The following is a 23,584-nucleotide window of genomic DNA, read 5'->3' on the forward strand; positions in this document are numbered from 1 at the left end:
TATTTTGCAAATATAAATATAATGTTAATAATATTCTTAAGAAGTGACCAGATGATTTATGGAACCAGTCTGATAACACGGTAGCCTGTATTTACGTATGCTCCGTTTGCTTTAGATTTTACAAACTCAAATTTGGTGGCTAACTGCGTCTGTACTTTATTCATTTGTTTAAAAATCTCCCCTTTTTTGTTCTCTCTGGTCAGCATATCGTTAACCACATCAAAACCTATGATAGCATATCTTGGAGGAGTTTTACAGTATTTACTTTTATAAGCGGCAAGAATTTCTTTTTCAAAATTTCCTTCTGTATTGATTTTTCTGTCCATCAGATAAACCAAATTGGCCTGACTCAGATCATCTACTTTCTTTTCAAAAACCGGAACATAATTCATACTAAATGCTTTTACCCCCTGAACTTCTTTAGATAAAGCAATCACTTTATTGGCAAAAGCTTCGCCGATAGCATCGTTATCACTTGCAAGAATAGCGATTACCGGAGCAGATTGTCCGGTCATCATATTTTGATCCAGCTGAATATCTGCAGCCGAATTTACAATCGTAACATTAGGATTTTTCAGTACTTTTTCAAGGCCTGCCTTGATGTAATTGGCATTTTCTTTTTTAGCATCAGGCAGGATATATATTTTCTGATCAGAATATGCAGCTTTTACTTCTTCAACAATTTTATCGGCATAGGTCTGGTCGTTGGTTTCAACGATAATCAGGTTGCTGTAATTGTACAATTCCGGAGAGTTGGCGAAAGGTGCTACAATAGGAATTTTCTGATTTTTTGTAAAATCAAGAACATCAACAACATTCGATTTAAAGAACGGGCCAATGATCAAATCTGTATTGTTGGGATTTATCTGTGTCAATGAGTTTCTGAAAGAAGCTTCATTTCCTGAATCTACAATTTTTACATCCAGTTTCTGTCCGTTTCTTGCATTTCTTTCAATGGCAAGTTTCGCTCCAGTCAGGAAATCCATCGCCATCGTTCTGTACTGGGTTTCTCCGGTACTATATCCGAAAGGCAGCATAACTACGACACTTAATGCATCTCCATTTTTCTTAACATAAGCAGGGTCCATTTTTTTTATTTTTAGAACCATTCCTGCTTTTAATCCTTTAGACAATTCAGGGTTCAGTGCGATTAATTCATCAATGGAAATCCCGAATTTATTAACGATCGAAAAAACAGTATCCCCCTGCTGAACAGTGTAGGTAACATAATCATCGGCAGCAACATCATTTACAGAGACTGATGATTTTTCGTTTCCGGAATCTACCTTTGTTTTCGAATTGGCTTTTTCTTCAGAAACTGCTGTTCCGGAATTGCTTTCGTTATTTGATTTTTTAACTGAAATTTTTTCACCAGGTTTCAATCCTTTTTCTTCCAAACCAGGATTTAAAGCAAACAGCTCTTCTTTGGTAATGTCAAACTGTTTTGAAATTCTATAATAATTGTCTTTCTGCTGAATGATGTATTCTCCTTCAGAAGCAGTTACCACCGGTGTTTCAGCTATTGTTTCCACAGGTTTTACGGTTGGTGCGACTGCCTGCTGATTTCCCCCATATTTTTTAATACTTTCAAGAGGTAACGTAATTTCGTCGCCGATCTTCATATGAGAATCCAGATCGGGATTCAGTTTTCTGAGATCAGTTTCTGCAATTCTGTACTGTTTTGTAATTCCGTAGATCGTTTGTTTTGGCTGAAGAACAATTTTCCCCAACTGAGCATTACCGGAAGATTTTGTCTGAACGGCCGTCTTTGATGAGGCTGTTGCTTTATCATTTTTAACCGTTAAAATCTCACCTATCGCCAGCTTTCCGTCTTTTACAGAAGGATTGAGCTTCAGCAATTCGTCTACAGTAAGTCCGTATTTTTTAGCAATATTATAAGGAGTATCGCCTTTTACAACGGTGTGCGATTTCTGAGCAGACACCCCCAAAACCATGCATAAACTGGACAGAATAAAAAACCTCTTTATCATATTGGAAAATTATATGTACAAAAATACTTCTTTAAAATTAAATGGCAAGGATTATTAATTTCGACTCGTCAATTTGCATTTCTTCTAAACAAGTCTCAAGCCACGAATACCCCTGATCCGCAAAAAAGACACTGAAATTATAAACTCTTTCCTGCCAGTTTTTAGAGGGATGAACATCAAGAAACAAATTTTCAAGCCTTTCGAGCATTTCGTTCTGTTTGATTTTCTCAGCATACAGCAGGCGTTTTTTCATTCTTTTAAAGGATTTCATCTGCCTTACCTCTTCGGCTTTCACCATATTTCCGAAAGATTTCTCGGTGGTTTCCGCAGCTCGTTTTAATTCTGAAAACTGATGTGTTAATAGATTTTCTTTTTTATCAAGCAATCTTAAGATTTCACTATTATCTAAGATCTTATTATTTGTAATTGTTGTGAAATTCTGGAAAAAATCTTCAATTTTTAATTGCAGTTTTTCAATTTTCCCTACTGTTTTTTCCTTTAAAAATAACATTGAATTCCTTGGAATCAGAATTGGAAACGGTATATTTATTTTTGTAAAGTAATCTTTCAACTCCAGCCAGTACATGATTTCCGCATTCCCACCGATATAAGCCAGATTTGGCAAAATAGTTTCCTGATAAACAGGGCGCATCAATGCGTTGGGACTGAATTTCTCCGGATAATTTTCCAGTTCACTGAGAATTTCTTCTTTTGTAAATTGTAAATTTTTATCAACAATATTATATTTTTTTCCATCAAAATCAATCCGGTCTCTTGTATCCGTGAGATAAAAAAGATTAATTTCACGAGGATTAACCTGAACTTTGCCATATTTCTCAGTTAAGAAATCTACTTTTTCTTTTGAGGTTTTATATAAAGTGAAGTTCAGAAGCTCATCTTTGAACGTTTCCTTTATTTGGCTTTTTAATTCTTTAGAATCTCCGTCTACCATCAACAAACCGAAATCGGAGAACAATCGGTTAACTAAAATCCGAATAGCTTCTGTTAAAGTATTTCCAGCTTTATATGCTTCTTTTAACATTAAAATCAATTCAGTTCCGAAAACAAAATCTTTAAATTCTTTTTCGAATTCTGAAATGAAAAACGTATCGGTAATCTGAATTCTTCCTACGGCTCCGCCGGATTTCTCATTGATTTCGTAATAATTATTCTCAGTTTTAAAATGATTAATTTCTGCAAAATCGTGGTCTTCCGAAGCCATCCAATAAACAGGAACAAAATTGAATTCCGGAAAGTTTTCTTTTAAGTAGGAACACGTTTTTATCGTCTGCAAAATTTTATATACAAAAAAAACAGGTCCGGAAAAAAGATTTAGCTGATGTCCTGTCGTAATTGTGAACGTATTTTTAAACTTTAAATCATTCAAATTCTGTTTCTGCTTTGATGAAAGCCTGAGTTCTGAAAGCTGATTTTCCAATGCGTCAGCAAGAATTTCTCTCTGCTGCAATGTGAAAGAGTTCTGCTTTTGATGGAGACTCTTTTTAAAATGATCTAAAGAAAATGTGCTTTCTTCAAAACCCTCAATTTTCTGATTTAAAAAATCTTTTATCAGCTGAGGAATACTTTCTATATCTTGAAATGATATCTTGTTAGTTGTTTTCAACCCTATAATTTTTAGTTGAACAAATACCACACAATTCCGAGGTTCAATCTGAAATCGTAGACCGGATAACTCGGAAATGCATAAGCTTTATTGTGAGAAATAAAAGTTCCGATCTGCTGGCCCTCGATGAAGAAAAACATTTTTTTAACCTTCATATTGAAGTACACATCAGCGATCGGTTGTCCTCCGATTGAGAACGAATTGGCTCCGGGTAAAATATATTCATTAAGAATCGGGAAATATTCTCTGGATGCAAATTTTGAGAAATAATATACTTTTATTCCAGCCTGAATTTCTGCTGCATTTTTAAACGCTTTTGACTGATAAAAGAAATTAGCCCTTCCAATGAAATCCGGCAGAGGCAAAAGATCTTTGTTCGTAAGCACATTCTGGAACTGTACTCTTGTATTTAAATGAAAATTTCCATAGCTGAAAGTGGCATCACCTCCGATCTGGGAAATATTAACTGAACTTTCACTTTGTTTTGGCATCGCAGCCACATCAAAATAAGTATAATTTTCAATTCTGAAATAATTGGCAAACAATTCTGTTTTAAACCATTTTAGATTAAGACTTCCGCCTGCCTCCATTACCGTCTGGTTTTGTACATTCTGGAAATAGTAGTTGAAATTATTATAAATTGACGTGTTCAGCAGGTAATTGAACGATGGATAAGCAGTCTGAAAATTTAATTTAGCATTTACGAAATAATCTTTTACAGGTTCAAACTTAATATTATTTGTAGTTTTCAGGTAATTTCCGAATTGACTTCCATTTGAAAACTCTAAAAATGAATTCAGCTGAAATTTATCAAAAAGTCTGATCTGCAGATTTCCAACCGCTCCAATTCTGTTTTCTTTGATTTCAGTAGGAATTTCAAGTAAGGGCAAAATGACCTCACTCGTTCCTAATTTCAACATCTGATACCGAACTCCCGCATCAAGCTTAAATTTCTCATTGTCCCAAACCAGGCTTACCGTATTGCTGAAATTATCAGAGTATTTCTTTGATGAAACAGGTCCGTCTGTTACAAGTTGTTGCGGAGCCTCATACCAAAAAGCTTCAGGCGAACTCTGGGTATAATAATATTTATTTCCCTGATGAGAAATTGTATGTCTGATTTTAAAAGGTATTTTCTCTGAATTGAAAGGCGCAAACTGATGCGTCAGATAATATCTTCGATAAGAAAACTGGGAGCTTGAAGAGGCCAGATTGACCTGCATATTCTGCCTGTTTCTGGAATCACTGTTGCCATTCTGGAAAAGGCTGTCTACAGCAATTCCACCGTTTTCCTGGTTGTTGACATTTTGATGTAGATAATGGGCAAACAATTCATAATTTCCACTTTTGGAAACATAATGTCCCGAAAATAGTGTATTGTTATTAGAAGCCAAAGAATTCCTGTACATGCCCTGAGAGCGTAAACCACTGTATTCCAACGAAAAATTGAATCTTTTTCCGATATTCTGAGTATAAGATGATCTTAAAGCCGCTCCGTTTTTCATTGCGTTATGATAAATGAAGGTAGCGGTTGGCGTTTTGACATCGTAATAATGGATATCGTTTACTCCAAGAATGCCGTATGACTTGTTAGTAGGCAATAATGCCAAATTCTGTTCTGAATTGAACTCATAAGAAATGGGATTGAATCCTGCTCCAATATTGGCAACCTGTACCCTACCGAAATTATCCCTGTTATTGTACTGTGAGAAGATATAGGTTTTATCAAATGTCATCACCGTATCAAATACTTTCTTTTCTGAAAATTGAGTCTGATACAGATAATCATTAATGGTTGGCTTGAATATTTTTAAGGAATCTTTCTTTCCGGAGTCGATGACCAGGGTGTCTTTTGCCTCTAACTTTTTATCCAGCCTGTTCGAATCTGTCTTGTTAACCACCTGAGCATGAGTTATAAATCCGAAGAAAGTTATTATGAAAAGTATATACTTCATTATTCTTTTTTGTACAGCAAAAATAAGAAATAATGGGGAATAAAAAACCCCGCACAATAATGTACGGGATCTAATAAAAATAATCAATTTAATTTTGATTCCAAAATGGAGTATATTGATTTTTCGTGAATAACTGATTCATTGATAAATTAGGGACATTAGCACTATTAGCAGAGGACTCTGATATCGGGTACATCAAACGATATGGCTTATTTGCAACAGAAGCCGTTACCGCCATTGGTGTATAAGGATATGCTGTTCTTAGATAATCAATAAAAGATTCTATTGGACTCACATTTGTTAGGGCCAGCCATTTCTGTGTCATGATAGCTTCCAATTTCTGAGCATCTGTACCTACCCATCCCAATCCATTTCTAGTTGAAATTGCTGTTTTATAAGTTGTCATGCTTGTAGTACTTGCGCCTAGCCAACTTGCAGAGGCATCAATCCCTTCGTTAAAGCGGCTTTGTGCATCTGAAAACAATGAAGGGTATCTTAATCCAGCCTCCGCCTGCAAAAATTTTGATTCCGCTAATGACATTATCAGTCCTCCCCTTGTATTTCCTGACGAAATTAATGCTGATAAATTGGCTGAAGTATTTGCACTTGTAACAGATGTAGAATTAGTAAACATTCCTGGTCCCGGCCTTGAAGTAGTCGTTAAATCTAGCGGCGCTCCCGGTTGTCCTGACTGTGCCCCTTGTCTGACACCCTTTACCTGACCAACACCTTGATATGTTACTCCCGTAAATATTCTGAAGCTTCTTGGATCTGTGATGTTATTAAATTTTGAATAAAAAGCATCCGAAGAATAAGGTTGTACATTCCCTATTCTATTTCCATTCAAACAAATCGCAATATGTTCTGAAGCTGTAATAGCATTATAATTTTGTGGAATAGTTGTTATACCCGAATTAATTCTATATGCTGCAATTATCGGATTCATCTTTTCATCATTTGCATTACTGAATCCTGGATTAACCGTAACACTTTGATTTATAAATGTAGCTCCAGAAAGAGTTGCCAATTTCTGGTCTCTGTAAGTAACCATATCACCAGTTGTTAAATTGGACATTCTTAAAAGCATTCTCAGCTTAATTGTATTTGCGAAAGCTTTCCAGTTAGTCATATTTCCGGCAAATACAATATCAGTAGATGACGGGTTTATTGCACTTGAATTCTGTGCATCTATAAGGCCAATAGCGTTTTCTAAATCTCCAATTAATGCTTTATAAATATTTTTGTCATCATCATATCTAGGTGACTGATTTGCATTTCTAAGAAATGCTTCAGTATAGGGTGCATCTCCGTATAAATCTACAATATATTGCATATAGAAAGCTTTCATAATTTTAGCCATTGCCACATAGTAATCCTGTTTATGATCTGCATTCGGATAATCTTCTATAAGCTTAAAATTAGCACACTGAAGATATATAGTATTCCAAATCCCTCCATAAAAAGAGCCATCTACAGTAGATAGGGTAAACTCTCTACTGAACCCTCCACCAAATGCATACACATTCGATCCCCAATTGTTCATCATTAGGTTTCCAAAATCCATCATTGAACCTGTTCCGCCTGTTTGCACTCGGTGAATATCTGTAACTGCACCAGGGAAAATCAAAGAAGGCGCTACATCTTCAATATGAGCTGCATTTGGATTTTCATTAATATCCAAGTAATTATTGCATGAAACGGCACCCAAAGAAAGTATTAATATCAGAATTGTATTTTTTATTTTATTCATTTTTTTCAAATTTTAAAAAGTTACATTAAAACTAAATCCAAAAGTCCTTGTGGTTGGATATTGTCCGGCATATGCAATCCCGAAAGCATTTGGACCTCCAACACCTAATGCCTGACCTGGCGTTCTATCAATAGCTCCTGAATTACTAGCAGTTTCAGGGTCGGCAAAATTCCTGTTTGATTTTGCATACCAAACAAAAGGATTTCTGGCATATACACCGAATGTAATACTATTAACAAAAGTATTTTGTAATAAAGTCTTAGGAAGTGAATAGCTTAAAGCTATTTCTCTTATTCTAAAAGCACTACCATCAACAACCATATTTTCACCGACAGTTCTATATGGCCCCGTGAAATAAGCGTTCACATTGGTATAATCTCCAACCCCATTTACAGGTGTTGTATTTGCTACATATTGCCCACTTACCAATTGAACTGAATTTGGCACAATATATCCTTTAGATCTATCAAAGTCGGCAGTTTCTTCTAATGCTCCAACAAAAGCAAGTTCACTTTTTGTAAGAGCTACAAAACTATTACCCGTACGGTAATCCGCAGTTCCGGAAATAGTGAAACCTTTGTATCTAAATGACGTATTGAATCCTAAAATATAATCTGGATTAACTTTTCCTAAAACCTGTAACTCGGAATTTATTAGAGGAACACCATTAGAACCCACAATTATTCGCCCTTCAGGATCCCGCTGATAGGCAGATCCCATAATTAGAGGAAATTGCTCTCCTACTTTAGCATAGATCCCTACGTTAGGCGTTCCTACATTCAACAAATTCACTCTTTCAGTACCACCATCTAAAGCCGTAACTTCAGATTTGTATGTAGAATAAGATCCGCTTAATCTCCATTCAAAATCTTTTGATCTAAACGGAACTAATTCCAAATCCAGCTCATAACCTTTATTAGTCATATCACCTACATTAGCTAAATATGATGAAATCCCTGAAGCTGAAGACGTTGTCTTTCTTGTTATAAGGTCATTGACATCTGTCTTGTAAACGGCCGCGCCTAAGGAAATTCTATCTTTAAAAAAGCCCAACTGAAGAGAAGCCTCTTTTGAATAATTATATTCAGGATTTATGTTTGGATCAACAGGAGTTCTGTTGATTGTATACGAAGCCACATTAAATGGATATCCTGTAGGCAACACACCTGTTACCTCATCTGTACCAAACGTTGGAATACCCGACGCATTACCCACTCTTGTGTAACTGGCTGTTAATTTGGCGTAATTTAACACACTGTTATCTCTAATAAAGTCAAATGCTTTAGTTGGAATAAAAGAAATTCCAAATGAGTAATATGGAGTTGCTTTGATGGTAAGTTCATCCGTCCCTGTTGCTGTTGTGGCAGTTCCTGAATTCTTTTCATATCTAAAGGTTGAATTCATATACAAATAGTCTTTATACGATAAATCCAAATTAGCTAAACCTGCAACAGTTCTTCTTCTTGTCTGCGTATTTGCTAAATTCCTAGTAGTGTCAAGATTTAAGACATTGTTAATATGATAAAAGCCCGGAACTTGTAAGTTTGTTCCTCCTTGTGTAACTACTGAGAAAGATGTATCAGTATTGTTAAAACCTAGGTTTAACTTCATATTAATATCATCTGTCAAATCATAATTAAAATTCAATAGCAAATCTCCGTAGTATTCAAATCTTTTGTCAATGCTTTTATAATAGTTAGAAGTTGTCGCTGAATGCGCAAAAAGAGTTCCGGGATTTTCTCCATCAAATATGGTTCCCGGGGCGTTCCAAAAATCAGTAAATTGATATCCATTATTATGGCTTTCCGATAAATTGCTTAATGTCCGTATATTAGCTAAATATGAAATGTCAATATTTTTATTAATCTCATATTCTAATTTTAAGTTACCAATAAAATTTGTTGATTTATTGTCGTATCTTACATTTTGGATTGTCCAGTAAGGATTATCAATATAAGCGCTCCAACCACCCATTATTCCGGAATTAGCAAACTTTCTCACATCAACATTTGTTGGAGTCTGCAATAATTGATCGTAAAGATTAGAATCTGTTTCGGAAGTATGCTGGTCTATCAAATTGAATGTTCCTTCAACTCTTAAATCACCTAATTTTTTACCCGCTTTAAAAAGTATATTGTTTCTCTTCAGCTGATCTCTATCTACAACAAAATCATTCTGCACTCTGTTAATAGATAAAAAAGCATATGAGTCTTTACCTCCAGCATTCATAGACAATCCGTTTTGGAACAATACACCAGTCTTGAAAAAGTTTTTTAAATGATTATCAATGGGAGCAAACAATCCTTTATTAAAACTACCATCTGCTTGTGGCAGCCCTACAATAGTCTCCTGCCCTGCAAATGCAGGATGAGTATATTCAGGCCCCCAAGAACCATTTTCAAAAGGAACCCAGTTAGTACCATTATAATCAGTTGTGTCATAAATACCATCTCCCGGCCATCCTTGTCCATATTTTTTTTGATATATTGGAAGTTTATATACGGATGAAAAATCAATATTTGAACTTAATGTAAAATTAATTTTTTCAGAATTTGTTCCTTTTCTAGTTGTTACTATTATAACACCATTTCCTCCTCGTTCACCATATAAAGCAGCTCCTTGCTGGCCTTTAAGAATATTAGTACTTTCAATAACTTCAGGAGGTAATTGCTGAAAAACGGAGGCACTAGAAATCGCTCCGTCAATAACAATAAGTGCACTATTGTCACCTGTAATAGACCTTTGCCCTCTAAGATTAATTGTTGCCTGAGAATTTACACTACTGTTAGGAATATTGATTTGCAAACCTGAGACTTTTCCGGTCAATGCCTGCACAGCATTTGGATTTCCTGCTTTTTTAAGTTCATCGGTTTTAATAACAGTATTACTACTTGTAAAAGCATCTTGTTTTTTCTTAATACCCAGCGCTCCAGTGACAACAACCTCTTCTATTGTCTTTTCTTTAGTTATTGTGTCTTTTTTTGTTTTCTGTGCAAAAGTCACCTGTCCCAAAAAGAACAGTGCTCCAGCACTCAATACACGTAATTTCACATTCATATTAACAAATTTTAATATTTATAATGGCAAATATGTTAATAAATATTAAAATCTCCAAAAAATAAAACCATATAACAAACTGATAATCAAATATATAAATTCATAAAAAACAGTATTTTTGATTAAAAATTTTATTTCATAATCAATTTTCAAGAAAAAAAATTTGTTCCAAAATTTTATTCACTAGACTTCTTTAACATAAGAAAATTATTTAGAATTATTCTAAATTTTCGCCATGCTTGTTAAAAAGCCTTTGTCGTCACTATTTGGATAATAAAAAAGCCGTCTCAAAATTGAGACGGCTTCTATAGCAATACTATATAAATTATTAATTATCGTAACCAGGGTTAGAAACAATTGGTGTTCCTGCAATATCAGTTTCTACTCTAGGGATAGGAAAAGCTGTTAGTCTTACATCAGTGCTTGCAACAGCAGGTCTAGGAACCGGATCTCCCCATCTTAGTAAATCCCATTGTCTGAACCCTTCTCCCACTAATTCTTTAGCCCTTTCAAGTTTTAGAGTGGACATATTTACAGATGTTGCAGCAGCAAGACCTCTGTTTTGAACAATTTGATTGTAGTAAATTAGGGCTGTAGCAGCACTTCCTCCATTAAGCTCTGCTTCAACTCCATTTAGAAGAACTTCTTCATATCTAATAAGCTTAAGATTATCAGCTCCTTCCAAGCTTGGATACTTGTATAAATAATATTCGCCGTCAGTAAGCTCGATTATACTCTTCCTTACATCATTATTACTGTATTGATTATACAAACCAGAACTTACCACAGTATTTCCATACCCATTATAGTTGTAAAGGTATCCCAGTGAGTTTGTGCCATTAGCACCTGCAACACCTACAGCCAGTTCAAAGATGCTATTATTTTGCTTAGAAGAGTTCCATGAACCTGCATAAGAAGCAGCTGGAATTACCTGATATAAACCACTATTAACGATATCACTTACTAACGTTCTCACTTTAGCATAATCTCCTTTGTAAAGGTAAAATCTGGACATTAATGCTTTCGCTCCGTAAACATTTAAGTATGCACGATCTGTAACTCCTTGGTCATATTCTTCCATCATAGCCAAACCTGTGGTAAAATCAGATTCTATCTGAGCTTCATTCTGGGCTATTGTACCTCTTGCTTGTAAAGCTTTAGGATCATATTTCAATGGAGTAACAATACCTAAACTACCACCAGTGTATTTCTGCCCGTATAATTTTAGAAGATCAAAGAAATATAATGCTCTTAATACGTAAGCCTGTCCGATATGATATCTGACAGCATCACGATCAGCTACTGTTCCCTGAATACCGTTTACATCAGTATTAATTAAGATATTTGCTTTCGCTACAGCAGTATAAATCTGTCTGTAAGTATCTCTTGCATAAGCATCCGCAGACGTCATCTGATAATTGTATACTGTCGTAAAATATCCTGCATAAAGGTTACTGTACATTTCGTCAGATCTTACTTCAGCAAATGCGGTATAATCTCTTCCGTAATAAGTTTCTGATCTCATTGATGTGTACATTCCTCTCTCGAATGACTCTACTTCATTCAAGCTTGTAAGGGGTGCCTGTTCTACCGATTGAAAGAATTTAGTTTCTACAAAGTCTTCACTACAAGAAACAATCGCAGTAGATAAACCAGCAGTTAACAATATTGTTTTTAAAATATTTAATTTCATAATATTCATCTTATTTTTAATTAGAACCCTATATTAACACCAATACTATATGTCTTCAAAATAGGTAAATTTAAATTTGAAGTTCCTTCTAAGTTAATTTCCGGATCTAGTTTTAATCTATCATCAAATGTGTGAGTCCAAATATTGGTTCCCATAACATAGATTTGAACAGAATTTAATCCTGAGCCTCCTAACATTTCATTATTGAATGTATATGAAAGTTTTGCATTACCTAATCTGATATAATCACTGTCATATAAAAATCTTGTAGAGGCCTGATTTGAACGCTTGTTTCCACCATAAATTGGTTTTGGATTTGCTGCGTTCGGATTATCAGGCGTCCAGTAATCCATCTGATCTGCATATCCAGGATAGTTTACAGTATACTGACCGTCACTCATTGTATAATTTGCCCAATCATCATATACCTTTCCTCCGAATCCGTACGTAAATTGTGCATCAAGACCGAATCCTTTGTAAGACATATTAATATTAGCACCTCCAAAAACTTTACTCAAGAAACTTCCTTGTACAGCCTGTTTAGCAAGGTTATAATTATTAGTGGTTTCACCGTCAACACCATTTACATACCATAGAGGATCACCATTAGTAGGATCTACACCAGCCCATTTTCTAAGATACCATGTTCTAACACCTTCTCCAACTCTTAAAGTTGTAGTCCCAGTATTGACATCTCCACCATACAAAGAAGTGATTTCGTTAGTTAATGTGCTTAAGTTCGCTCCTAAGCTTAAATTAAACTCATCTCTTGTCCCAGTAAAGATATCGCCATTAATAGAAAATTCAAAACCTTTATTAACTAATGTACCAATGTTATCAACATAACTAGCCAATCCTTGCGCAGAAGATAGTGGAATATTATAGATAAGATCTTCAGTTTTCTTGTTATAGTAATCTGCACTCACTGTTAATCTGTTCTTGAAGAATCCAAAATCTAATCCTACTGTGAAAGGCTTAATAGTTTCCCATTTTAAATTCGGATTATAATATCCTGCATATGTAGCGGCAGCCAAGTCATCATAATTTGTCGAATAAGAATAAGTAGCATATGGCATTGCAAAAATCTGATTTCCAACTTTACCATAAGATGCTCTGAACTTTAGACTTGAAATTTCATCAATTTCTCTAATAAAATCGAGTTTAGCTAAGTCAACTCCTAAACCTGCAGACCAGAAATTCCCTCCTTTTTGCCCTGGTGTGAAGTTAGATAAAACATCTCTTCGATATGATGCATCAAGTAAAATTAACTTTTGGAAATCATAATGCCCAGTTAATGCATATCCATATCTGCTATTTTGAGATTTTGTTCCGGCAATAGACTGCATTTTGACAAAATTCGAAATTGTTGTCAGTGATAAACTACCTACGGCAGATGCATTTGCCGTTAAATCTCTGAAATCAGATTTGTAAGCTTCCTGAATTGCTGAGAAATCGAAGTTATGCTTTTCTGCAAGACTAAAGTTATAACTTAAGATATTCTGTACGTTGAAATTAAAATATCTTCTGGTTCCGGAAACAGCCAATCCATTGTAATTGGTTCCGTCACCATGAAGCGGGCTTCTGTACTCATCTTCCTCAATATTGATATATTCGGGAGCAAATACAAATCTATATTTTAAATTTTTCAGAATATCATATTCAGCATATAAGTTACCAAACACTCTTGCTGTTTTACCCACTTGAGAATTGTAATCTAACAATGCCGCATTATTAAAAAGGCCGTTTGAAGTTCTTCCATTTGCGCCCCAATAATAGCTTCCATCCGCTCTATATAGAGGATCTGTAGGTCTTAAGAAATATTCTCCCAAAATAGGATTTGCAAAACCTCCACCATTTGGTAATGTATTGATCTTGCTATAAGACATCTGTAGATTCGTACCAAATCTAAATTTATCAGTAGCTTTTACATCTAACTTATTTGTGAAAGTTAATCTGTTGAATGAAGAATTCTTAATAATACTATTTTGATCAAAGTAGTTGATGGAGTTATAATAAGATATCTGTTCATTTCCTCCAGACATACTTACATCAGCATTCTGAACATATGCACCACCTTTATTAGAGACAGCATCTCTCCAATTTGTATTTCCACCAGTATTATAAATAGCGGCTGCCGAAGCTCCAAGTGCTCCACCGGCTAACTGCTCTTTTGTATCTTCAATAGTACCCAACTGAGGATATCTGTTCAACACCTGAACAGCTACTAAGTCCTGATATTGCTGAGCACTTAAACCTCTATAACCATCTACAGCTCTATCACTTACCCCGTGGTTAAAGCTTAAATTAAATCTTGGTTTTCCTCTTCTACCAGATTTCGTCGTAATAATGATTACTCCGGCACCAGCATCTGCACCATAAACAGCAGTAGAAACAGCATCTTTAAGAACCGTTACACTTTCAATGTCATTCGGGTTCATACTTGCAAGAATATTGGAAGAAGTACTGTTACCAGTTAGGTCTCCAGAAGCAACCCTTACACCATCTACAACATAAATAGGAGTAACACCTCCGTTAATAGAAGCAACCCCTCTAACTCTTACAGAAGCAAACCCACCAGGCTGACCTGAAGCAGCTCCCGTTTGCACACCAGTTACTCTACCCTGAAGTAATTTATCCACAGAAGCTACAGGAATATCTTCAATAGCCTTAGCTTTCATTGTAGACGTTGAACCGGTAATTTCTTGAACTGCTCTTTTTTGACCGAATCCAACCATAACAACTTCTTCAATCTGAGTCTCGTTAGCAGCCGTGTCTGTTTTAGTTTTTTGCGCAAAAGCAGCTTGTCCTAAGAAGAACAAAGCTCCCGCACTTAATACACGTAATTTCACATTCATATTAACAAATTTTAATATTTTAAAAAAAGTAAACAAATATGTTAATAAATTTTAACATCAGCAATTTTTATATCTAAATATTTCGTAACTATATAACCTTACGCCCATCTATTGCTATAAAATAAAGCTATTTCGTTATGTTATTATGCATATGATTATTGTTTTAAATTCATAAACAATATTGAATTTAAAATTTTAACATATATGGAGTAATTACGAAAATTCAATTTAGAATAATTCTAAATTTATATTCATCACAAAAAAACCCGCTTTTCAAAAAAGCGGGTCAATTATAATGTAGAAAATACTTACTTCAACTTCTTCTTCACAGCAACCTCCTCATACACCTCAAGAATATCTCCAACTTCAATGTCATTATATCCTTTAAGGTTAAGTCCACATTCGTAGCCTTTTGTTACTTCTTTTACGTCGTCTTTGAAACGTTTTAAACTCTCAAGTTCTCCTTCGAATTTAACAATACCATCTCTCAATAGACGTATTTTTGATTGTCTTGTAACCTTACCGGTAAGAACCATACAACCGGCAATTGTTCCTACTTTAGAAATCTTAAATACTTCACGGATTTCAACGTTACCAATCACCTGCTCCTGGATCTCCGGAGATAGCATTCCTTCCATCGCTTCTTTTACCTCATCAATTGCTTTATAGATTACAGAATATGTTCTGATCTCAATTTCTTCACGGTCAGCAAGATCTTTTGCATTAGCACCAGCCCTAACATTGAAACCAATGATAATAGCATCAGAAGCCGCAGCAAGGTTGATATCGGATTCTGTGATCTGTCCTACACCTGAGTGAAGAATTTTCACACTGATCTCCTCTGTTGATAATCTCTGTAGCTGATCAGAAAGTGCTTCTACAGAACCATCTACGTCACCTTTAAGGATGATATTCAATTCCTTAAATTCACCTAAAGCAATACGTCTTCCTAATTCCTCAAGCGTTGTATGTTTTTTAGTTCTGATCGACAATTCTCTCTGAAGCTGCTCTCTCTTATTGGCAATAGCCTTACCTTCACTTTCATCAGCATATACACGGAATTTATCTCCCGCCGTAGGCGCCCCGTCCAGACCTAAGATCGTTGCAGGAATTGAAGGTCCCGCTTCTTCAAGATTTTTACCTCTTTCATCAAGTAAAGCTTTTACTTTACCGTGATTTTTACCTGCTACTACATAGTCGCCAACTTTTAAAGTTCCGGATTGCACCAACATAGTTGCTACATAACCTCTTCCTTTATCTAGTGATGCTTCAATAACAACTCCATTTGCAGAACGTGCAGGGTTAGCTTTCAATTCTAACATTTCTGCCTGCAATAATACTTTCTCCAATAAAAGATCAATATTATTACCCATTTTAGCTGAAATCTCCTGAGCCTGAACATTTCCTCCCCATTCTTCCACTAAAACCGGTGGGTTTAAGCCTGAAAGCTGCTGACGAATATTATCCGGATTTGCATTTGGTTTATCAACCTTATTGATCGCAATAATCATTGGTACCTGTGCAGCCTGAGCGTGAGCAATCGCTTCTTTTGTCTGAGGCATCACATCGTCATCAGCAGCAATTACAATAATTGCAATATCGGTGATTTGTGCACCTCTCGCTCTCATTGCGGTAAAGGCTTCGTGACCAGGGGTATCCAGGAATGTAATTCTTTGACCGTTTTCCAGTTTCACATTATAAGCCCCGATATGCTGGGTAATACCACCGGATTCTCCTGCAATAACGTTAGTTTTTCTGATATAATCCAATAATGAGGTTTTACCGTGGTCAACGTGTCCCATTACGGTAACTACCGGCGCTCTTGATACTAAATTTTCTTCATTGTCGATCTCGTCCTCAGCTTCTGTTTCTTCAAGATCTGCATCAGAGAATTCAATTTTATATCCGAATTCATCAGCCACTAATAATAAAGTATCAGCTTCAAGTCTCTGATTCATGGTAACCATTACCCCTAATGAGAAACAAGCTGAAATTACTTCTGTAGGAGATACGTTCATTAAACTCGCCAATTCACCTACTGTGATGAATTCCGTTACTTTTAATGTTCTGTCTGCTGCATCAATTTCCTGCTGACGTTCGTCTTGTTCTCTACGGAAGTTTCTCTTATCTTTTCTGTGTTTCGCAGATTTTGATTTACCTCCTTTATTGGTTAATTTTTCAAGAGTTTCCTTGATTTGATTTTTTACCTGCTCATCTGTAAGCTCAACAGGCATTGTTCTTTGTCCAGGCCTGTTGTTTCCAAAGCGGTTTCCGCCTTGTCCTGGTGGACGGTTACCCTGTCCTGGAGGACGATTGCCTTGGTTATTGTTTCCAAAACGGTTTCCGCCTTGTCCGGCACCTTGTCCCTGAGGACGGTTTTGACCACCCTGATTATTGTTTCCGAAACGGTTTCCACCCTGGCCTTGGGGACGGTTTTGGCCACCTGGTCCACCCTGACCTTGAGGACGGTTTTGTCCACCCTGATTATTTCCGCCTTGTTGATTGTTGTTTCCTCCTTGTTGGTTCTGACCTCCGGGTTTCTCAATTCTTTTTCTCTTCTTTTTAGCACCCGCACCTTGTTTAGGGGCAAACTGTGTTAAGTCGATTTTTTCACCAACAATTTTAGGTCCGTCAAGTTTTTGATAAACCGTTTCAATCTTCTGAGATTCATGAGGTTCATCCGGAGTATTTATCATTGTTACTTTCACTTCATCCGGTTTAGCTTCAGGTACAGGCACTTCTGCAACAGGTTTTGGAGTTTCTTTTACAGACTCCACTGCAGCTGGCTTTTCAACAGGCTTTTCTTCTGCTTTTTTATCCTCCACTTTTGGTTTGTCTTTTTTTACGGGCCTGTTTCTGGACTCGATCTGGGACAAATCTATTTTATCCAGGACTTTGAATTCCTGTTTTTCAGGAGTTGCTTTCACTTCAGGTGCAACTTCTTCTTTTTTCTCTTCCACCACAGGTTCCGGTTTCGGAGCAGGAGTTTCTTCTACTTCAGGTTTCTTAGGCTCTAAGTCTATTTTACCTAAAATTTTAGTTTCCGGTTTGTTTGCTTTAGCTCTTATTACTTCAGGGGTTTTCTTTTCCTCAATTTCCAGTTTTTCTTCCGGAACCTTGGTGATCACCACCTCATGGGACGCTTTACGCTGTTCGCCGTCCTTGGCAAACTCAGCCTCCAATGCAGAATATGCCGCTTCTTCTAATTGAGCGTTAGGATTGCTTTCAACCTCGATACCCTTAGCTTGTAAAAATTCCACTAATCTGGACATCGAAATATTGAATTCCTTAACCGCTTTATTTAATCTTATTTTTGGCATCTATATTATTTACTGTTTTTTAATTCTTAAAATTAAAGTATTTCTTTTTTACTGTTTATTAAAATTTAATTAAAATCTTAATCTTCAAATTCTTCTCTCAGAATACGTTTCACTTCTTCAATGGTTTCTTCTTCAAGATCTACCATATTTAATAAACTCTCAGTTTCCTTATCCAGAACCGATTTTGCAGTCGTAAGACCCACTTTTTTGAATTCATCAATAATCCACTGATCGATATCATCATTGAATTCTCTTAGTTCAACATCATCATCTTCGCTGGCTTCTCTGTGTACATCAATCTCATAACCTGTCAACCAAGAAGCAAGTCTGATATTTTGTCCCTGCTTTCCGATCACTTTCGAGATCTCTTCAACAGGCGTATAAACCAAAGCGTATGTACTGTTTTCATTGATATCAATTTTGTTGATCGTAACATTTCCTAATGCTCTTTTCACCAAAATTTCAGGGTTTTTCGACCACTGAATAACATCAATATTTTCATTTCTCAACTCTCTTACAACGCCATGAATTCTGGATCCTTTCACACCAACACAAGCTCCTACCGGATCAATTCTGTCATCGTAAGCATCAACGGCAATTTTCGCCTTCTCACCAGGAATTCTCACTACTTTTTTCAGCATAATCGTTCCGTCCTGAATTTCAGGAATTTCCAGCTCTAATAATTTCTCAAGGAATTTAGGTGCAGTTCTGGAAATAATAATCTGCGGCTTTGAACCTTTGAAATCTACCGTTTCCACAATAGCTCTGATGTTTTCACCTTTTTTAAAGAAATCGGATGGAATCTGATTTTCTTTAGGTAAGATAAATTCATTCCCTTCATCATCCAGCAAAATTACGTGTTTGTGACGGATATGGTGAATTTCTCCCACAACAATCTCTCCGATTCTGTCTTTAAACTGCTCATACAACATGGCATTGTTGTGTTCCTGCAATTTCGTAGCCAAAATCTGTTTCAAAGTAAGGATATTTCTTCTTCCCAACTGTGCAACAGGAATTTCCATTGTAAAATCTTCACCAACTTCGAAAGTAGGGTCAATCTTTTTAGCTTCAGAGATTTCGATTTCCAGATCATCATCTTCAGACATTTCATCCTCAACGATCGTTTTATTTAAAAATATCTGAAAATCTCCTTTATCAGGGTTCACAATCACATCAAAATGATCATCAGAATCGTATCTTTTTCTCAAAAGTGTCTTCAGTGAATCTTCAATAATCGCCATAAGATCAATCTTACTGATCCCTTTTTCGTCTTTAAAATCACCAAAGGATTCAATCAACGCTATATTGTCCATTTATTCTTTTTCTTTTAAAATTTAATTGTTACTAATGCTTTTTTAATCTCAGAGTAAAAGATTTCCTTTTCCTCTTCCACATCAACTTTTCCTTTACCGATATCTTTTGGTTTTCGGTAACGAAGTATCAGTGTGATTTTCTCTTCATCTACTTTTGCCAGCTCACCTTCAATTTTAGTAGAGTCATTCAACAATACTTCAATTTCTCTTCCGAGGTTTTTGGCAAACTGTCTCGGAGTTACCAGAGGCTCGCTTAATCCGGCAGACATTACCTGAAGGCTGAAATCATGCTCTTCGCGATCCATATTAAATTCTATGGCGCGGCTTGCATCAAGACAGTCCTGCAGAGAAACTCCGTTATCACCATCCAAAATCACCGTAATATCATCCCCGGCAGAGATTTTAAGATCTATAAGAAACAGATCTGTTCTCGTTTCCAGGAACTCATTTAATAATTCTTCAATTCTTTTTCTAAACTCCATACGTTATTTAAAATGCTGATTTACCCGTACGAAAAAAGGCTTTCTTCCGAAGGCCTTTGCATGTTTACCGTAAATCCACTGCAAATATACGAATATTTATTAAAAAAGCAAAATAACTTATTATCAACAGGATAAGTTATTTATTATTTAAAAGTTTACCATGATGGTATTTTTATTACTTTTGTATTAATTTTAAAAAAAACATACATTTTGAATATTACTATTGTAGGAACAGGTTATGTAGGATTAGTCACAGGAACGACTTTAGCAGAACTTGGAAATTCAGTATACTGTGTAGATATTGATGAAAAAAAAGTAGAAGGTATGAAAAACGGCGTAGTTCCCATTTATGAGCCGAACCTTGAAGAAATGTTTTTGAGAAACATCCAGTCTGAAAGATTATTTTTCACCACCAATTTAAAAAAAGCATTAGATAAAAGCGAAGTCATCTACCTGGCTTTGCCAACGCCTCCCGGAGAAGACGGCTCTGCAGACCTTTCGTATGTAATCAAGGTTGCAAATGACATCGGAGAAATGATGACAGACTATAAAGTCATCGTCAACAAAAGTACGGTTCCGGTGGGTACAGCTGATAAAGTGAGAGAAGTGATCGAATCCAAAACAACAATTCCTTTTGACGTGGTTTCTAACCCGGAATTTCTGAGAGAAGGTTTTGCCGTTGAAGACTCCATGAATCCGTCGAGAGTAGTTGTAGGATCTAGTTCGGAGAAGGCAAAGGAGATCATGGAAAAAATTTACCAGCCTTTTACTAATACCGGTGTTCCTATTATTTTCATGGACGAAAAATCTTCGGAGCTTACAAAATATGCAGCGAATTCATTCCTTGCTGTAAAGATCACGTTTATGAATGAAATTGCCAACTATTGCGAAAAAGTAGGCGCAGATGTAGATAAAGTAAGGTTGGGAATGGGTAGCGACGACAGAATCGGGCACAGATTCCTTTTTCCGGGAATCGGTTATGGCGGAAGCTGCTTCCCTAAAGATGTGAAAGCTTTGATAAAATCAGGAAAAAATGAAGATTTTGATTTTAAAATTTTAGAAGCAACCGAAAATGTAAATGCATCGCAAAAAGTAATTTTAGTTTCTGAAATCGAAAAGTATTTTGGCGGAAACATTGAAGGGAAAACCATTGCGATGTGGGGATTGGCTTTTAAGGCAAATACCGATGACATTCGCGAAGCCTCTTCGCTTGACAATATTTCTATTTTACTGGAGAAAGGTGCAAAAATTGTAGCGTATGACTCCGTTGCAGAAAATAATGTTAAAAAACTTTTGGGAGATAAAATACAATTTGCCAAAACCATGTATGAAGCACTGGAAGATGCAGACGCCTTATTCATCGCAACGGAATGGCCGGAATTCAAAAATCCCAATTTTGAAATGATGGCTAAAAAGATGAAAAATAAAGCTGTTTTTGACGGAAGAAATATGTACCCTCTGGAAATACCCGAACAGAACGGATTTTACTATAAAAGTATTGGCCGGAGAACCATTGTAAATTAAAAAAAATGAAAAATATTATCATTACAGGTGGCGCCGGATTTATCGGCTCACACGTTGTAAGAGAGTTTGTGAAAAATAATCCTGACAGTACAATCATTAACCTCGATGCGCTTACTTACGCCGGAAATCTTGAAAACCTGAAGGATATTGAAAGTGAACCCAACTATGTTTTCGAAAAAGCAGACATTACAAAACCTGAAGAATTAAGAGTAATTTTCGAAAAATATAATCCTGATGCCGTTGTCCATCTGGCTGCAGAAAGTCATGTTGATAGAAGTATCACGGATCCGATGGCATTTATCAACACGAATGTAAACGGAACTGCTAATCTTTTGAATTTATGTAAAGAATTCTGGACACTCAATCCTGATCACACACACGGAAGATTTCCTGATGAAAAAAGAAAAAATCTTTTCTATCATATTTCTACCGACGAAGTGTATGGAAGTTTGGGAGAAACAGGATTCTTTCTGGAAACCACTGCTTACGATCCGCAATCTCCGTATTCTGCTTCAAAGGCCGCTTCGGATCATTTGGTAAGGGCTTACGGAAATACTTATGGAATGCCTTTTATCGTATCAAATTGTTCAAATAATTATGGCCCGAATCATTTTCCTGAAAAGTTAATTCCTCTCTGCATTTCAAATATTATCAATGAAAAACCTTTGCCTATTTATGGTGACGGTAAATATACAAGAGACTGGCTTTTCGTAATCGATCACGCAAAAGCAATTCATCAGATTTTTAATGAAGCTAAAACGGGAGAAACCTACAATATCGGAGGTTTCAACGAGTGGCAGAATATTGATTTGGTGAAAGAACTCATCAAACAGATGGATGCAAAACTTGGCCGACCTGCAGGGTATTCTGAAAAGCTGATCACTTTCGTAAAAGACCGACCAGGGCACGATAAACGTTATGCGATTGATGCTACCAAGCTTAATAAAAATCTAGGCTGGCAACCTTCTGTGACATTTGAGCAAGGTTTAGCAAAAACGATTGACTGGTATCTTGAAAATAAAGAATGGCTGGAAAACGTGACAAGCGGAGATTATCAGAAGTATTACGAAAAACAATATCACTAAAATGCATAAAGATGAAAGGTATTATTTTAGCCGGAGGTTCAGGAACCCGACTTTATCCCCTTACGATTGCGGTCAGTAAACAGCTGATGCCTATTTATGACAAACCGATGATCTATTATCCGTTATCGACACTTTTATTGGCAGGTATTAAAGATATTTTGATTATCACAACACCATATGACCAGGAAGGTTTCATTAAGCTTTTGGGTGATGGCTCTCATATAGGCTGTAATATTCAGTATATTGTTCAGCCAAGCCCGGACGGCCTGGCGCAGGCATTTATTCTGGGAGATGAATTCATTGGAGATGATGCCGCAGCATTAGTTTTAGGTGACAATATTTTCTACGGTTCCGAAATGGGAACATTGCTTAAAAATAAAACAAATCCTGAAGGCGGAGTCGTTTTTGCCTATCACGTTTCAGATCCTGAGAGATATGGTGTGGTAGAATTTGATGATGATTTTAAAGCCGTTTCTATTGAAGAAAAACCATTGAATCCAAAATCAAATTATGCTGTACCTGGTTTGTATTTTTATGACAATGAAGTCGTAGAAATAGCAAAAAACATTCAGCCTTCTGCAAGAGGTGAGCTTGAAATAACCGATGTTAATAACGTTTATCTTCACAAAGGCAAGCTTGAAGTAGGCGTTCTCGACAGAGGTACCGCATGGCTGGATACTGGAACTTTTGATTCTCTTAATGATGCTTCAGAATTTGTACGTGTGATTGAAAAAAGACAGGGATTCAAAATCGGATGTATTGAAGAAATTGCTTTCAGAAACAAATTCATTGGCGAAGAGCAACTCCTTAAAGCCGCTGAGAAATATGGAAAAAGTGGTTACGGCGAGTATCTCAAAAATCTGGTAAAATAGAGTGACATAATCACGAAATAAAACTGACATTTGACTATGTCAGTTTTTTTATTTGCTACAACA

At 36.1% G+C, this 23,584-nt stretch carries 13 protein-coding genes; 3 read left to right on the top strand and 10 right to left on the bottom strand.

Annotation, left to right across the window (positions count from 1 at the left end; genetic code table 11):
• Positions 1-56 precede the first annotated feature (56 nt).
• The 10 genes from ACWNCI_RS13210 to rimP form a co-directional block, all read right to left on the bottom strand.
• On the bottom strand, positions 57-1,991 hold the full coding sequence (locus ACWNCI_RS13210) for a LysM peptidoglycan-binding domain-containing protein (RefSeq protein WP_449388645.1): 1,935 nt from the start codon (positions 1,989-1,991) through the stop codon (positions 57-59).
• A 37-nt stretch (positions 1,992-2,028) separates the two neighbouring features.
• The gene (bshC, locus tag ACWNCI_RS13215; protein WP_449388646.1) at positions 2,029-3,615 is read right to left on the bottom strand and encodes a bacillithiol biosynthesis cysteine-adding enzyme BshC; all 1,587 of its coding nucleotides are present in this window, start codon (positions 3,613-3,615) and stop codon (positions 2,029-2,031) included.
• A gap of 11 nt (positions 3,616-3,626) precedes the next feature.
• Positions 3,627-5,570 (bottom strand): putative porin, encoded by a 1,944-nt coding sequence (locus ACWNCI_RS13220; RefSeq protein WP_449388647.1) that lies wholly within the window; start codon positions 5,568-5,570, stop codon positions 3,627-3,629.
• 88 nt (positions 5,571-5,658) lie between these two features.
• Complete coding sequence (locus tag ACWNCI_RS13225) at positions 5,659-7,320, bottom strand: SusD/RagB family nutrient-binding outer membrane lipoprotein (RefSeq protein ID WP_449388648.1); 1,662 nt, start codon at positions 7,318-7,320, stop codon at positions 5,659-5,661.
• 12 nt (positions 7,321-7,332) lie between these two features.
• Positions 7,333-10,377, bottom strand: coding sequence for a SusC/RagA family TonB-linked outer membrane protein (locus ACWNCI_RS13230; RefSeq protein WP_449388649.1), 3,045 nt, complete (start codon positions 10,375-10,377; stop codon positions 7,333-7,335).
• A 328-nt stretch (positions 10,378-10,705) separates the two neighbouring features.
• Positions 10,706-12,070 (bottom strand): RagB/SusD family nutrient uptake outer membrane protein, encoded by a 1,365-nt coding sequence (locus ACWNCI_RS13235; protein WP_449388650.1) that lies wholly within the window; start codon positions 12,068-12,070, stop codon positions 10,706-10,708.
• A 20-nt stretch (positions 12,071-12,090) separates the two neighbouring features.
• Positions 12,091-14,925: a SusC/RagA family TonB-linked outer membrane protein gene (locus tag ACWNCI_RS13240; protein ID WP_449388651.1), complete on the bottom strand. Its 2,835-nt coding sequence runs from the start codon at positions 14,923-14,925 to the stop codon at positions 12,091-12,093.
• Positions 14,926-15,233: 308 nt separating this feature from the next.
• Positions 15,234-18,245, bottom strand: a complete 3,012-nt coding sequence (gene infB, locus ACWNCI_RS13245) for a translation initiation factor IF-2 (RefSeq protein WP_449388652.1) — start codon at positions 18,243-18,245, stop codon at positions 15,234-15,236.
• Between the two features lie 77 nt (positions 18,246-18,322).
• Positions 18,323-19,558, bottom strand: a complete 1,236-nt coding sequence (gene nusA / locus ACWNCI_RS13250) for a transcription termination factor NusA (RefSeq protein ID WP_346983884.1) — start codon at positions 19,556-19,558, stop codon at positions 18,323-18,325.
• A gap of 14 nt (positions 19,559-19,572) precedes the next feature.
• The gene (rimP, locus tag ACWNCI_RS13255; protein WP_346983883.1) at positions 19,573-20,040 is read right to left on the bottom strand and encodes a ribosome assembly cofactor RimP; all 468 of its coding nucleotides are present in this window, start codon (positions 20,038-20,040) and stop codon (positions 19,573-19,575) included.
• 210 nt (positions 20,041-20,250) lie between these two features.
• Here rimP and ACWNCI_RS13260 point away from each other — a divergent pair, with 210 nt between their 5' ends.
• From ACWNCI_RS13260 to rfbA, 3 genes are read left to right on the top strand one after another with little or no spacing between them, the layout of a single operon-like run.
• Positions 20,251-21,564 (top strand): UDP-glucose dehydrogenase family protein, encoded by a 1,314-nt coding sequence (locus ACWNCI_RS13260; RefSeq protein WP_346983882.1) that lies wholly within the window; start codon positions 20,251-20,253, stop codon positions 21,562-21,564.
• A 5-nt stretch (positions 21,565-21,569) separates the two neighbouring features.
• Entirely contained in the window at positions 21,570-22,649 is a 1,080-nt protein-coding gene (gene rfbB, locus ACWNCI_RS13265) for a dTDP-glucose 4,6-dehydratase (RefSeq protein ID WP_449388653.1), read from the top strand.
• An 11-nt stretch (positions 22,650-22,660) separates the two neighbouring features.
• Complete coding sequence (rfbA, locus tag ACWNCI_RS13270; protein WP_449388654.1) at positions 22,661-23,521, top strand: glucose-1-phosphate thymidylyltransferase RfbA; 861 nt, start codon at positions 22,661-22,663, stop codon at positions 23,519-23,521.
• The last annotated feature ends 63 nt before the right edge of the window (positions 23,522-23,584 follow it).

It is taken from the genome of Chryseobacterium lineare (genome assembly GCF_977014045.1).